The sequence below is a fragment of the Mesorhizobium prunaredense genome (genome assembly GCF_900156895.1).
Classification (GTDB): Bacteria; Pseudomonadota; Alphaproteobacteria; order Rhizobiales; family Rhizobiaceae; genus Mesorhizobium; species Mesorhizobium prunaredense.
Genome location: NZ_FTPD01000021.1, coordinates 98,960 through 111,409, shown reverse-complemented (window position 1 = coordinate 111,409; position 12,450 = coordinate 98,960). Strand labels below are relative to the sequence as shown.

The following is a 12,450-nucleotide window of genomic DNA, read 5'->3' as shown; positions in this document are numbered from 1 at the left end:
CCGATTTCGACGACAAGATCATCTCCATGTACGCGCGCGGCATGACGGTGCGCGAGATCCGCGGCCATCTGGAGGAGCTCTACGGCATCGACGTGTCGCCGGACCTGATTTCGGCCGTCACCGACGCCGTCCTGGAGGAAGTGGCCGAATGGCAGAACCGCCCGCTGGATGCGGTCTATCCGCTCGTCTTCTTCGATGCGATCCGCGTCAAGATCAGGGACGAGGGCTTCGTGCGCAACAAGGCCGTCTACATCGCGCTCGGCATCCTGCCGGACGGCACGAAGGAGATCCTCGGCATTTGGATCGAGCAGACCGAGGGCGCCAAGTTCTGGCTGCGCGTCATGAACGAACTGAAGAGCCGTGGCGTCGCCGACGTCCTGATCGCCGTCGTCGACGGCCTGAAGGGCTTCCCCGAGGCGATCAACGCCGTCTTCCCCCAGACCGTGGTCCAAACCTGCATCGTGCATCTGATCCGCCATTCGCTGGAGTTCGTGTCGTGGAAGGATCGTAAGTCGGTCGTGCCGGCGCTGCGCGCGATCTACCGGGCAAAGGATGCCGAAGCCGGCATGAAGGCCCTGGAGGAATTCGAGGCCGGCTACTGGGGCCAGCGGTATCCGGCGATCACCCAGAGCTGGCGGCGCAACTGGCAACACGTGGTACCGTTCTTCGCCTTCCCCGAAAGCGTGCGCCGGATCATCTACACCACGAACGCGATCGAGGCGCTTAACTCGAAACTGCGCCGCGCCGTTCGCACCCGAGGCCATTTCCCCAATGACGACGCGGCAATGAAACTGTTATATCTGGTCCTGAACCACGCCGCCGAGGATTGGAAACGACCGCCGCGCGAGTGGTTCGAGGCCAAAACCCAGTTCGCCGTCGTCTTCGGCGAAAGGTTCGTCAGCCAATGACGAAAACGGCCTCGCGCACAGAATTCCTGACAGTCCCAAACTTGAGGTGTGATCGTCCCCCGAAACCTATCCGATTCGTGGGACGATCAATCAGTCCGCCGTCACTTTGCCGTGCAGCGCTTGCCATGTCCTCAGCCAAGCAATTCGCAACCATAGCGCCTGACCACATCGGGAAATATCTCCATGTCCGGCATTCCTTCGCCGGCCGGAGGGACGCGCCAGTCATCGGCAGGCACACTGGTCGCCCTCACAAGCTCCTCGAAACCAGCGGGCGTGAAGAGGAACAGCATCCGGGCCGGCCCACGCTTGACCGTATAGCGGTGCGGCACATCGCGTGGCGCAAAGAGAAACGAACCGGGCCCAGCCAGGATCTTGGTGTCCCCGATCTCGAACTCGATCTCGCCTTCCATCACCTGAAATGATTCGTCCTCGCGATGGTGCACATGCAGCGGCGCCTCGCCTTCGTTCTCGAGCACTTCGACCAGCGTGAACTGGCCCGCAGTCTGGGCCGCTGTCGCCTTGATCACCGCCAGCGAGCCAAGCCACCAGCGCGCCTCTCCTTCCAAAGCGTGACTGCAAAAGGCACGAAGGACTCTCCTGTCAGCTTCGGCCACCACAGAATGGTAGCTGACCTTGATCGAGGCGGAATTCACCATCGAGCAATAGTTTTTGATGCCCGGCAGAGTGGACCAGCCCTCGCCAGCCGCCTTGGCGCTGTCCATATCCGTCCATTCGAATATCTCCTTCCAGCCTCCCTCGGATTTGAGGAGACGACGATTGAGGAAACCCTTGAGCTTCCGCACCTCGTCATTCATTTCATCCCTGGTCTGCAGGAACATCTGCTCGGTGGTTCCGGGCTTCAATGCAAATTCGGTGACTTCAACGACTTTCGTATCCATGACTTCCTCCCTTTGCTATCTGGCCTTGGCCCTTGTCTGCCTCCCGCATTCTGTTCATTCAGTCCGTGCTCGTCCGGCCTTTGCCCTTGAGCCAGCAGAGCGCCATTGCCGTTGCCATTTCGGCAGCGAGATCCACCGTCATGCCGCGTATCCGCATTGCTTTGAACGTCGGAAAGTCGAACAGGAAGCTGATTGCCTGGACGACATCATCGCCGGGACGCTCCGCCAGCGCCTCTCGCACGAATCCGGCCACCATGTTCCGCAGGTATTCTTCCCATTCCCGCATGGCTGGAAGCTCCCGCTCGCGCAGGTCGCTTTCGAGATGCCGTCCGCCACGGTGGTAGAAGGCGAACAACTCGTTCGCGACCCGGCGCAACCGTTCCTTAGGATCCGTCGCCCCGCCGATTATCTCCGTCACGGCTTCGGGCGACGGAGGACGCAGGCGCTCCATCAGCAATTCGCCGCACGCAGGCACCAGGTCATCCAGGGTAGGAAAATGCTTGTAGACGGTGCCAATGGCGACATCGGCTTCCGTAGCGATGTCCTTCCAGGTGGTGCCAAAGATGCCATGCTGGGTGTGCAGCTTGATTGTGGCGTCGAGAATGCGCTGCCTCGTCTTGGCGATGGCGGCATTCCGGGATCCCATGCTGTAGCGGCGAGGGGACATAGACGTCCAGACAAATAATTGATTGAACTATTCAATCATTTAATTCGTTTTGAGTCAATCCGGTTTCGCGGGAGCCACTCGCTATTCCCCACTCACTATTTCATTATTCGCCTCATGAACCCGATTGAGCTTCTCGACTATGCCGGTGTCGCCGTCTTCGCGGCGACCGGTGCGCTGGCCGCCTCGCGCAAGCAACTCGACATTATCGGTTACCTATTCCTGGCCAGCGTCGCCGGCATCGGTGGCGGCACGTTTCGCGACGTCATCCTCAACGTGCCGGTGTTCTGGGTCGGAAACCGCGACTATGTGCTGATCTGTGCGGCGGTGGCGGTCTTGGTCTTCTTCAGCGCACACCGTGTCGAATCCCGCTACAAATTGCTGCTCTGGCTCGACGCCATCGGCCTTGCCGCCTTTTCGGTGATGGGCGCGGCCAAGGGGCTGGCGATCACCGGCTCGCCGGCGGTTTCGATCGTTACCGGCATGCTCACCGCCACCCTTGGCGGCATTCTTCGCGATCTGTTGACCGGGGAGCCTTCAGTGCTGTTGAGACCGGAGATCTACGTTACCGCAGCACTTGCGGGCGCCACTCTCTACACGCTTGGCGATTTCGCCGGGCTGCCCCCGCTCGCCTCGGGTCTGGCAGGCTTCATGGCCGCTTTCTGCGTGCGTGGCGGCGCGCTCAAATTCGGCTGGGCTTTTCCGTCCTACAAGAGCAGGCCTGGTCGGCGGCCGGAAGATATTCCGTGAAGGAGAAGGAGTAGCAATAGTGAGTAGCGAATAGGGGCAACAATCCGCTGCGAGTTGGCGGAACTCCCGCTACTCGCTACTTCCTTTTCGCTACTCCCTGGAATCTCAGGCGGCGAAGCGCTGGGCTTCCCCGCCATAATAATTGACGTAGCGGGCGCCGATCTCCTTGACGGGCATCACCACGAACACGTCGACGGTCGAGAATTCGCGGTCAATGACGCAGCCGTCGCCGATCCGCGCGCCGACGCGCAGATAGCCCTTGACCAGCGGCGGCATCGCCGCGATCGCGGCCTTGGCGTTGACCGCCTCGATCGGCATCAAATCCATGGAGCAGTAGCGCCCGGCGACCGCGCGCACGTCCCAGGCCGATTTCGTCCGGCAGTGATGGGCGAGATAGGTCAGCGCTTCGGCGTGCGCCGCTGGCACGGTGCCGGGGAACGAGGCGCAACCGGTCATCACGCCGATCCCATAATGGTTGATATAGGCCCAAATACCTTGCCAGAGCGCCTCGATGGTGCGCTTCGAGCGGTATTCCGGCAAGACGCAGGAGCGGCCGAGCTCGAGGAAACGCTGGCCGGGGTGGCGGGCGATAAGATTGGTCAGCTCAAACTCGCCCTCGGAATAGAAGCCGCCGGCCGCTGCCGCGATTTCCTGCCGCAACAGGCGGTAGGTGCCGACAATGCGGCGATGCTCGGGACCGGACAGCGAGGTGTCGAAGACGAGCAGATGATCACAGAGCGGATCAAAATGGTCGGCGTCGCGGCGGTCCTGCACCTGAAACAGGGTTTTCCTGGCGCCGAGCTCGTCATAGAACACCCGGTAGCGCACTTCCTGCGCGGCGGCGATCTCGGCCTCGTTGCGTGCGAGCCGCACTTCGAGGTTGCCGATACGGCCAAGCGCTTCGCCTTTTATGACAGCATCGACGTTGCGCCCGGTGAGCAAAGCACCCCTGGCGTTCGGCCGAGCGTCACATTCCGGCATAACTGTATGCACGAGTGATTCTCCTTCGAGCCATCCCTCTTGGCACGGGGATACGGCGTAGGTGCAACAGGATTGTGACAGTACCGTGATACGGCGCTGCGGGCAATCCTTCGTCGGCTGGGTAACCCTTCAACCGGCTATGGTCTGCAGGTTTGCCAGGAAGGACAGCGCGCTGGTCACGCGGCGACGTGGCCCTCGACCGCATGGACCAGCGCGTCGGGGTCGAGCGGCTTGGTGACGAAGCCGCTGGCGCCATGGGCGAGCACTGCGTGGCGGGTCGTTTCCTGACTGTCCGCCGATAGCACCATGATCGGAACCGGCGGCACGGCGGTTTCCTCTTCGTGCCGGCGGATGGCGGCGATGGCGTCCAGCCCGTCCATGACAGGCATGTGCAGGTCCATCAGCACCACGTCGAAGCGGTACTTGTGGTCGGTGCCGGTGATGGCCTCGACGGCGGCCTTGCCGTTGCCGACCAGTTTCACGCGATGCCCGGCCTTCAGCAGCGTGGCGCGGGCAAGCATGGCGTTGATGTCGTTATCCTCGGCGATCAGCACGGACAGGCCCCGCCGCCGGCTGCCAATGGCGCCGGCCGATGGTGCGCCGCGCTTTTCCGGCTGCGGGCTGAGGGCAGGCACGCTGCTGGTCAAAAGCACGCGAAGCAATGTTTCGCCACGCACCGGCCTTGCCAGAAAGGTGGCGTAGCCACTGGCGCGGAACTCGCCCAGCATGCCGCGGTCGGTCGGCGCGATCAGTGTGATCGCCTCGCAATCGGCAAAGCCACTCTGGCGAAGGCGCTTGAGCAACCTGCCGTCGCCTTCCTCCATGGCTGCATCGACCAAAAGCACGTGGCAGCCTTCGGCGAAGGACGCTGCCTGGGCGGCGGTTGCGGCCAGATCGACCTTGCCGCCATTGGCGCGGATGGTGCGGGCGATGGCGTCGGCCTCGATGGCGTTCTTCGACAGGATCACGGCGCGCCGCCCTGACAGCGCATCCTGTCGGCTCTGCGGCGGTTCGGTGGCCGATATTGCAGGGATTTCGAAGACGAATTCCGAACCCTGGCCGAGCTGGCTCGAAACCGAGATCGTGCCGCCCATGGCGATCACCAGGCGCCTGGAGATGGCAAGACCGAGCCCGGCACCGCCATGCGCACGGGTCGAGGTGCCGTCAGCCTGTTCGAATTCCTCGAAGATGCGCTCCAAGTCGTCCTCGTGCAGGCCGGGACCGGTGTCGGCGACGGTGAAGCATATGCGGTCGGTGGTTTCGGTGCGGGCACGAGCGATGCTCACCAACACGCCGCCGCTGTCGGTGAACTTGATGGCGTTGCCGATGAGGTTGAGCAGCACCTGCCTCACTCTTCCAGGATCGGCTGATATCATCTGCGGCACGTCGGGTTCGACATGGCAGCCAAGGCCGATATTCTTGGCGAAGGCTCGCGCCGCCAGGAGTTCTACGATGTTGTCGGCGATCTCGCGCACCGACATTGGCTGCGGTTCGGGATCGAAGCGGCCGGCCTCGATCTTGGAATAGTCGAGCAGGTCCTCGATCAGCGCCAGCAGCGCGCTGGCCGAGGTCGAGATGGCGCCGACATAGGTCCGTTGTTGCGGCGAGAGCCCGGTGTCCGCCAGCAGCTTGGCCATGCCCATGATGCCGTTCATCGGCGTGCGGATCTCGTGGCTGACGGTGGCGAGGAAGCGCGATTTGGCCTGGCTTGCGTATTCGGCTCGCTCGCGGGCGGTGATCAGCGACGTTTCGGCGTGCTTGCGTGCGGTAATGTCGCGGGCGATGGCGCGATGCGAGACAGCACCGCTCTCCTTGTCGCGCACGGACAGTTCGATCCATGAGAACCAGCGCGGGCCGCTCGGTGTGCTAATGACGACGTCGGTGGAGCTCAGGCATTCATGGTCGGAAAAAGCGGCATCGGGAACGATGCCGACGTCGATGCCGAGGTCGGCCAGGGCCCTGCCGGCAAGGTCGCGCTGGTCGGCTCCGACAAGTTCGGCGAAAACCTTGTTGGCATAGACGATGTGGCCGTCACGGTCGCGATGGATGACGAGATCGCCAAGCGCGTCGATCAGCCCGCGAAAGCGTTCCTCGCTCTCCTGCATCTCCCACACGCGGTCGGCCAGGCTCTCAACCTCGGCGCGGCTGCGCGCTGCGGTCTCGCCAAGCAGGGCAACCGTGCGACGCTGCTTGCGCCTGGCACGCAGATGCACGGCAAGGCCTGCCATGCCAGTCGCCAAAAGGCCGACGGTGATGAAGATCGGCGCGCCGGTCAGATGCGACAGGCCTGCCAGCACGACGATGGCGACGAGCATCAGGAACGGCAGGCCTTCGCGATTGGCGGCGGGCAATTCAGGCGCCAGTGGCGGCGCCGCGATATGCTGCCGGCTTGGCGCCTCCGGGCCGATCCCGTCGACGCTTTCGGCGCTCTGCGTTTGTCTGATGCCGGATTCCATTACCATACGGAAACCCTTGCCAGACAGAGATTATGGAAAATTGCGGCGGATCGTTCGAATTTTAGCGGTCGCGTGGTTTTTGCCTCTCCGCTCCTAAAAACCGGAGAAGGAAGATCTCACATGTCCACCACCACGCGACCGCGGATCTTGCCCTCGACGATGTCGTGCGCGGCGTCGATGATGCCATCGAAGCCAATGGTCGTGGACAGGCTGGCGAGCTTCTGGAGGTCGAGGTCCGTGCCGATGCGGCGCCACGCCTCCATGCGGACCGTTTTTGGCGCCATCACCGAATCGATGCCGAGCAGACAAACACCGCGCAGGATGAACGGGGCGACGCTCGTCGGCAGATCCATGCCGCCGGCCAGGCCGCAGGCGGCGACGGCGCCGCCATAGGAGGTCATCGAAAGGACGTTGGCCAGCGTGTGACTGCCGACCGCGTCGACGCCGCCGGCCCAGCGTTCCTTGGCGAGCGGCTTTGCCGGCTGGGCAAGCTCGTCGCGCGAAATCACTTCCGAAGCACCCAGGTCGGTCAGGTACGGACTTTCAGCGCTGCGGCCGGTCGAGGCGACGACGTGATAGCCGAGGCTGGACAGGATCGAAACCGCGACCGAGCCGACGCCGCCGGCCGCGCCCGTCACCACGACGGGGCCGCGATCCGGCACGATGCCGTGCCGTTCCAGCGCGATGACGCAAAGCATGGCGGTGTAACCTGCCGTGCCGACCGCCATCGCATCATGCGGGCTCATGCCCTGGGGCAGCGGCACCAGCCAGTCGCCCTTGACACGGGCGCGCTCGGCATAGGCGCCAAAATGCGTTTCGCCGACGCCCCAGCCGTTCAATATGACCTTGTCCCCCGTGCGCCAGTCGGCATGGGAAGACGAGATGACGGTGCCGGCGAAGTCAATGCCCGGCACCAGCGGCCAGCGGCGGATCACCGGCGCTTTGCCGGATATGGCGAGGCCGTCCTTGTAGTTCACCGTCGTCGCCTCGACGGCGACGGTGACATCGCCTTCCATCAGGTCGGCTTCGCTGAGGTCGGTGATCGTGACCGACTGCTTCTTCTCGGCGTCGCGCGAAACGAGGATGGCTTTGAAGGTTTCGGGCATGTCTTCTCCTCGGGCTTCTTGAATGGGACACTGTATGGCGGCAGAAGGCGAGGTCAATCGCTTGAGGGCTTGGCCTCGCGCCGCCAACCGATGAGTTCGTCGAGGACGACAACCACCGCGCCGACAGCGATGAAGGCGTCGGCGAGGTTGAAGATGGCGAAGGACCATACTGGGGTGTGAAACAGGATGTAGTCGATCACGTGACCATAGGTAACGCGGTCGAACAGATTGCCGAGCGCGCCGCCGACGATCAGCGCAAAGCCGATGCGGGTAAGCACGTGGCTGGGCGGAGTGCGGGCCGCGAGATAGAGCACGAAAGCGACGACGAAAGCGGCGATGACCACCAGGCCGGTGTCGCCGAAGGACGAAAACATCGAGAAGGCAATGCCGGTGTTGTAGGTGCGATACAATGCCAGGAACGGGACAAGATCGACCTTTTCCTGAAAAGGGAGGCCGGTCTCGACCAGATATTTCACCCACTGGTCGAGCGTTACCGCGGCGGCGACCAGCAGGACGTAGGGCAACCAGGATTTTGCCGTTGGGGATTTCACCATTCGGGATGTCACGGTCAGGCGCCCTCCGGGGCAAGTTTCAGCGCGCCGCGCCGGATCTCGAACAGCATGATGCCGGTGGCCACCGCGAGATTGAGCGAATCGGCCCGACCGGACTGTGGAATCCGCAGCAATCTGTCGCAGCTTTCGGCCAGGCTTTCGGGCAGGCCCTGCTGTTCGTTGCCCATCATCAGCAGCACCGGGCCTTTGGAAAAGTCGACTGAACGGTAATCGACCGCACCCTTCAGATGTGTGCCGGCAACCAGGCCAGGAAAGCTTTTTCGCCACGCAAGGAAGGCTTCCGGCGTCGCCTTGGCGACCGGCACGGCGAAGATCGAACCCATCGTGGCGCGCACGGTCTCGACGGAAAAAGGATCGGTGGTCTCGCCGACCAGGATGATGCCCTTGGCGCCAACGGCATCGACGGTGCGGATGACGGTACCGAGATTGCCGGGGTCGCGCACGCGGTCGAGCGCCACCCAGACATCGCCGTCTTGAGCGCGGATGTCCTTCAGCGGCAGGAACTTTTGCGAAAAGACGCCGACCACCATTTGCGGGTTGTCGCGGCGGGTGATGGCGACGAGCACTTTTTCCGAAACTTCGAGCACGGTGCCGCCGGCGGCAACCGTGCGTGCCGCGACCTTTTCGACCGCCGCGTTGCCGCGTCCGGCTTTGGCGAAGACCAGCGTCCGGATCGACCAGCCGAGGTCGAGCGCGTCGATGACCAGCTTCAGCCCCTCGGCCATGAAGGCGTTCTGCTGGTCGCGGTATTTCTTCAGCGAGAGCGCCTTGATGTCCTTGATCAACGGATTGGCAAGGCTGGTGACTTCCTTCACCTGCCCTGGCGCGCCGGCGTGCCGCTCGCTCATTCAGGCCACCCAGCGCGAGAACAGCGAGGTGGACAGCGCCCGGCCGGCGGATTTCTCGCGGATAATCAGTTCGCCGGATTCGACCGTGCCGCCCATACCGGCAAAAGTGTCGCGCATCAAGGCATGGATGGCGAAGAAGGAAGCGCGGATCGAATAGGCGGTCAGCACGACAGCGAGCGGCTTCGGCGTCAGGATCGAGCGGCAGAGGTCGGTCAGATCAGGCAGATCCTCGAACAATTGCCAGACCTCGCCCCTGGGGCCACGGCCATAGGCGGGCGGATCGAACAGGACGATGTCGTAGCGGCTGCCACGGCGCTCCTCGCGCTCGGCGAATTTTAGGGCGTCGTCGACGATCCAACGGATCGGCTTTTGCGACAGGCCCGCCATCTCCTGGTTCTCCCTGGCCCAGCCGATCGCCTTCTTGGAAGCATCGACATGGGTGACCTCGGCGCCGGCGCGCGCCGCCACCAGCGAGGCAAGGCCGGTATAGCCGAACAGATTCAGCACTTTGACCGGCCGTTTCGCCGCCGCGATCAGCCCGGCCATGTGATCCCAGTGCGAGGCCTGCTCGGGGAACACGCCGACATGGCGAAACGAGGTGAAACGGCCGAGATAATCGATGCCGTCATGCTTCATCGGCCAGGTTTCGCCGAGCGGCGTCTTGGGGAAGCGCCAGCGGCCGATGCCTTCCTCGTCGGTGTCGCCGGTGAAAATGGCGTTGGCGCGGTCCCAGTCCTTGGCCGGCAACGCTTTTTGCCAGATCGCCTGGCCTTCGGGCCGGACGATGCGATAGGGGCCGTACTGCTCGAGCTTCTGTCCGGCACCGCTGTCGAGCAACGCGTAGTCGGCGTTGGGCGCGACTTCGAGGATCAGCGGCAGGTGTTCGGCGGGCAGGGCGCCGTCGCGGCGGGAAAGGACGCGCGGCGCGACTTTCGGCTCGGTGCGGTTGCCCGATGCACCGGTTCCGCGCGGCCCCTGTTGCGCCCCGCCCTTTGCGAGCTGATGCGAGCGGCTGTCGCGGCGTTTGTCGCGAAAAGGTTTCAAGAAGGGCATCTCCGGGGCGACGTGGCCCGCTTCTGCCACAGCACATTCACCTGCGCAACAAACGCAGTCGCTGGACATTTCCGAAACGGTCAGCCGCGCTTGATGAAGAGCAGGGCGGCAACCAGCGATACGAAACCGACTGCCTTGAATCCGGCGACGATCATATGGCCGATTTCCCAGCGCAGTCGGATCGCTTCGAAATTTTCCGGAATCGGCCCAGGCACCCAGGTGGCCAGAATATCGTTCGCCGGCTTGACGAGAGCAAACCACATCGCAAGAGACACCGCATACAGCACGGGAGCGGCCAACGCGTACCAGAACGCCGGACGGTCATTGCGCAGCATCCAAGCGAGCAGTCCCGAACAGCCGATCGCGGCCAGGTCGAGTGGCGCGCCAATGACGGCAAACAGCTGGAACTGGGCGTTGAAGACAGTGGCCTCGCGCCAGAGAGAAGGCGACCATTTCGTCAGCCGAGGAGCCGATTCCAGGACATGGGCGAAGGATGGTCCAAGGCTGAGCGCCGCGACAATGGCGGCCAAGATGGACCAGAACAACAGGAACCCACGTATTTCCATAACGCCCGAACAACGGGGTGACGCGGAGACGTTCCCGTCCTAGGGGAATAGGGGAATAGGGGAATAGGGGAATAAGGCAGTAGGGCAGTAGGGCAAGTATGACTTGCACGAAGCCCCTCGATTAGTACGGCTCCCCTACTCCCCTACTCCCCTACTCCCCTACTCCCCTGCGCCTTGTACACCGCAATGCCGGCGGCGAGGTCTTCGAGGGCTGCGCCGACCGATTTGAACAGCGTGATCTCACCGGGGCTCTGCCGGCCCTTCTTCTGGCCGCGCGCCAATTCATGCAGGTCGGCGACGATGGCTTGCGCCTCCAGCACGCCCGAGGCCAGCGGCTGGACGATGTCGCCCGCCTCCTTGGTAGCGCCGGCCCGGGTATCGACGTAGACGCGGGCACGCGCAATCGCATCGTCGTCGCTTTCGCGCATGGCCGGCGTGAAGCCGCCGACCAGATCGACATGGGTCCCCGGCTTCAACAGCGCGCCCTTGATCAGCGGCGTGGTCGTGATAGTCGCCGACGAAACAATGTCGGCCTGGCCGAGTTCGGCGTCGAGGTCGCTCGCGGCCGTGGCTGCAAAACCCTCGGCGCGCAACTCCGCCGCAACCTTTTCGGCATTGGCCGGCGTGCGGTTCCAGATGCGGATGAGGGTGATCGGCCGCACCGCTGAATGCGCCCTGACGAGGAACGGCGACAGCGCGCCGGCGCCGACCACCAGCAGCCGCGAAGCGTCCTCGCGGGCCAGATAGGAGGCTGCCAGCGCCGAGGCGCAGGCCGTGCGCCACTGCGTCAGCCGCTGGCCGTCGATCATGGCTTCAGGCTCGCCGGTCGCACCGTCGAGCAGGAGGTAAAGCCCCATCACCGCGGGTTTGCCCACGGCGTTGTTGTCGGGCGACACGGTGACGATCTTGACGCCGATATGGCCGCCTGCCGACGAGCCGGCGGCATTGAAGTCGGTCCAGGCCGGCATCAGGAGCAGGGTCGAGGCCGCGCCGTCGGGCCGTTCGACCGTATGGTGGTGCCTGACCGGCTGTACCGCGCCATCGCGAAAAGCCGCGCGCAGCGTTTCGACCAGGCCGGGAAAGGTCAGCGCCTGATCGACCTCGGCCGCCGAAATGCTCAGCATAGGAAACTCCGTCGAGAGAAATACGCCTGACGCATGACCGCGAAATCAGAAGCGATTTTCCGCAAAGATCATGCGCAATCAAAAAATGGTACAGCGTCCTTTGCGCGTCCAAAAAGGACGCGCGGCGGTTCCGGCTCAGCCCGTCGGCTTCGGCAAGGAGGGGCCTTGTTGCGCGGCCGGTGCCCGGCTGACCGCCTGGCGCAAGTTCTCGGCCTCGACGCCGCGCTGGCGCGCCAGCTTGCGATAGCGGCCCTGCTTGATCCAGGTCGCCAGGCTGCCGACGATCATGCCGATGGCGAGGGCCAGGAACAGGAAGATGAAAAGCGGCAGCGTCATCGTCAGCGCCGGATTGCCGGGGTTGAACGGGTCCAGGGTGAAGGCAACCGGATCGCGGTTGGCGACCGCCAGCGCAATCAGAATGACGGCCAGCGGCACGAACACCACGATGAGCATGAAACGATTGAACATAGAATTTCCTGTCGAAGGCGGGCTCTACCAAAGGCCGGCCCTACTGAAAAGGCCG

General features: G+C 63.6%; 13 protein-coding genes. 2 read left to right on the top strand and 11 right to left on the bottom strand.

Translation table 11 applies throughout. From position 1 onward, the window contains the following. The coding region (locus BQ8794_RS16905) for an IS256 family transposase (protein WP_077379507.1) at positions 1-908 on the top strand (908 nt) is incomplete at its 5' end. A gap of 131 nt (positions 909-1,039) precedes the next feature. On the opposite strand, the gene BQ8794_RS16900 is transcribed toward BQ8794_RS16905, so the two are convergent. Continuing rightward, positions 1,040-1,807 carry a quercetin 2,3-dioxygenase gene (locus BQ8794_RS16900; protein ID WP_077379505.1) on the bottom strand — a complete coding sequence of 256 codons (768 nt, stop codon included), beginning with the start codon at positions 1,805-1,807 and terminating at the stop codon, positions 1,040-1,042. A gap of 58 nt (positions 1,808-1,865) precedes the next feature. Next, on the bottom strand, positions 1,866-2,453 hold the full coding sequence (locus tag BQ8794_RS16895; protein ID WP_210189842.1) for a TetR/AcrR family transcriptional regulator: 588 nt from the start codon (positions 2,451-2,453) through the stop codon (positions 1,866-1,868). A 135-nt stretch (positions 2,454-2,588) separates the two neighbouring features. Between BQ8794_RS16895 and BQ8794_RS16890 the strand changes: the two genes are divergently transcribed. Beyond that, positions 2,589-3,221, top strand: a complete 633-nt coding sequence (locus tag BQ8794_RS16890) for a trimeric intracellular cation channel family protein (RefSeq protein ID WP_077379501.1) — start codon at positions 2,589-2,591, stop codon at positions 3,219-3,221. Between the two features lie 105 nt (positions 3,222-3,326). Here BQ8794_RS16890 and olsB read toward each other — a convergent pair whose 3' ends face one another. The 9 genes from olsB to BQ8794_RS16845 all read right to left on the bottom strand — a co-directional run bounded on the left by olsB (position 3,327) and on the right by BQ8794_RS16845 (position 12,395). Then, positions 3,327-4,202: a l-ornithine N(alpha)-acyltransferase gene (gene olsB / locus BQ8794_RS16885; protein ID WP_167378774.1), complete on the bottom strand. Its 876-nt coding sequence runs from the start codon at positions 4,200-4,202 to the stop codon at positions 3,327-3,329. 176 nt (positions 4,203-4,378) lie between these two features. Beyond that, positions 4,379-6,664, bottom strand: coding sequence for a PAS domain-containing hybrid sensor histidine kinase/response regulator (locus BQ8794_RS16880; RefSeq protein ID WP_077379497.1), 2,286 nt, complete (start codon positions 6,662-6,664; stop codon positions 4,379-4,381). 110 nt (positions 6,665-6,774) lie between these two features. After that, a complete protein-coding gene (acuI, locus tag BQ8794_RS16875; protein WP_077379495.1) occupies positions 6,775-7,764 on the bottom strand; it encodes an acrylyl-CoA reductase (NADPH) in 990 nt (329 codons plus the stop codon). Between the two features lie 53 nt (positions 7,765-7,817). Then, positions 7,818-8,318, bottom strand: a complete 501-nt coding sequence (gene lspA, locus BQ8794_RS16870; protein ID WP_077379493.1) for a signal peptidase II — start codon at positions 8,316-8,318, stop codon at positions 7,818-7,820. Positions 8,319-8,332: 14 nt separating this feature from the next. Then, positions 8,333-9,184: a TrmH family RNA methyltransferase gene (locus BQ8794_RS16865; protein WP_023797437.1), complete on the bottom strand. Its 852-nt coding sequence runs from the start codon at positions 9,182-9,184 to the stop codon at positions 8,333-8,335. Further along, positions 9,185-10,228 carry an RsmD family RNA methyltransferase gene (locus tag BQ8794_RS16860; protein ID WP_077379536.1) on the bottom strand — a complete coding sequence of 348 codons (1,044 nt, stop codon included), beginning with the start codon at positions 10,226-10,228 and terminating at the stop codon, positions 9,185-9,187. Positions 10,229-10,317: 89 nt separating this feature from the next. Further along, positions 10,318-10,803, bottom strand: a complete 486-nt coding sequence (locus BQ8794_RS16855) for a hypothetical protein (protein ID WP_077379491.1) — start codon at positions 10,801-10,803, stop codon at positions 10,318-10,320. 143 nt (positions 10,804-10,946) lie between these two features. Beyond that, on the bottom strand, positions 10,947-11,927 hold the full coding sequence (lhpI, locus tag BQ8794_RS16850; protein ID WP_077379489.1) for a bifunctional Delta(1)-pyrroline-2-carboxylate/Delta(1)-piperideine-2-carboxylate reductase: 981 nt from the start codon (positions 11,925-11,927) through the stop codon (positions 10,947-10,949). A 135-nt stretch (positions 11,928-12,062) separates the two neighbouring features. Beyond that, entirely contained in the window at positions 12,063-12,395 is a 333-nt protein-coding gene (locus BQ8794_RS16845; RefSeq protein WP_027153064.1) for a LapA family protein, read from the bottom strand. Between the last annotated feature and the right edge of the window lie 55 nt (positions 12,396-12,450).

Excerpts from the sequence above, each read along its gene's own strand:
- acuI (WP_077379495.1), bottom strand. The coding sequence starts at position 7,764 with ATGCCCGAAACCTTCAAAGCCATCCTCGTTTCGCGCGACGCCGAGAAG.
- BQ8794_RS16855 (WP_077379491.1), bottom strand. The coding sequence starts at position 10,803 with ATGGAAATACGTGGGTTCCTGTTGTTCTGGTCCATCTTGGCCGCCATT.
- BQ8794_RS16865 (WP_023797437.1), bottom strand. The coding sequence starts at position 9,184 with ATGAGCGAGCGGCACGCCGGCGCGCCAGGGCAGGTGAAGGAAGTCACC.
- BQ8794_RS16890 (WP_077379501.1), top strand. The coding sequence starts at position 2,589 with ATGAACCCGATTGAGCTTCTCGACTATGCCGGTGTCGCCGTCTTCGCG.
- BQ8794_RS16845 (WP_027153064.1), bottom strand. The coding sequence starts at position 12,395 with ATGTTCAATCGTTTCATGCTCATCGTGGTGTTCGTGCCGCTGGCCGTC.
- lhpI (WP_077379489.1), bottom strand. The coding sequence starts at position 11,927 with ATGCTGAGCATTTCGGCGGCCGAGGTCGATCAGGCGCTGACCTTTCCC.
- BQ8794_RS16895 (WP_210189842.1), bottom strand. The coding sequence starts at position 2,453 with ATGGGATCCCGGAATGCCGCCATCGCCAAGACGAGGCAGCGCATTCTC.
- olsB (WP_167378774.1), bottom strand. The coding sequence starts at position 4,202 with ATGCCGGAATGTGACGCTCGGCCGAACGCCAGGGGTGCTTTGCTCACC.
- lspA (WP_077379493.1), bottom strand. The coding sequence starts at position 8,318 with ATGGTGAAATCCCCAACGGCAAAATCCTGGTTGCCCTACGTCCTGCTG.
- BQ8794_RS16900 (WP_077379505.1), bottom strand. The coding sequence starts at position 1,807 with ATGGATACGAAAGTCGTTGAAGTCACCGAATTTGCATTGAAGCCCGGA.
- BQ8794_RS16880 (WP_077379497.1), bottom strand. The coding sequence starts at position 6,664 with ATGGTAATGGAATCCGGCATCAGACAAACGCAGAGCGCCGAAAGCGTC.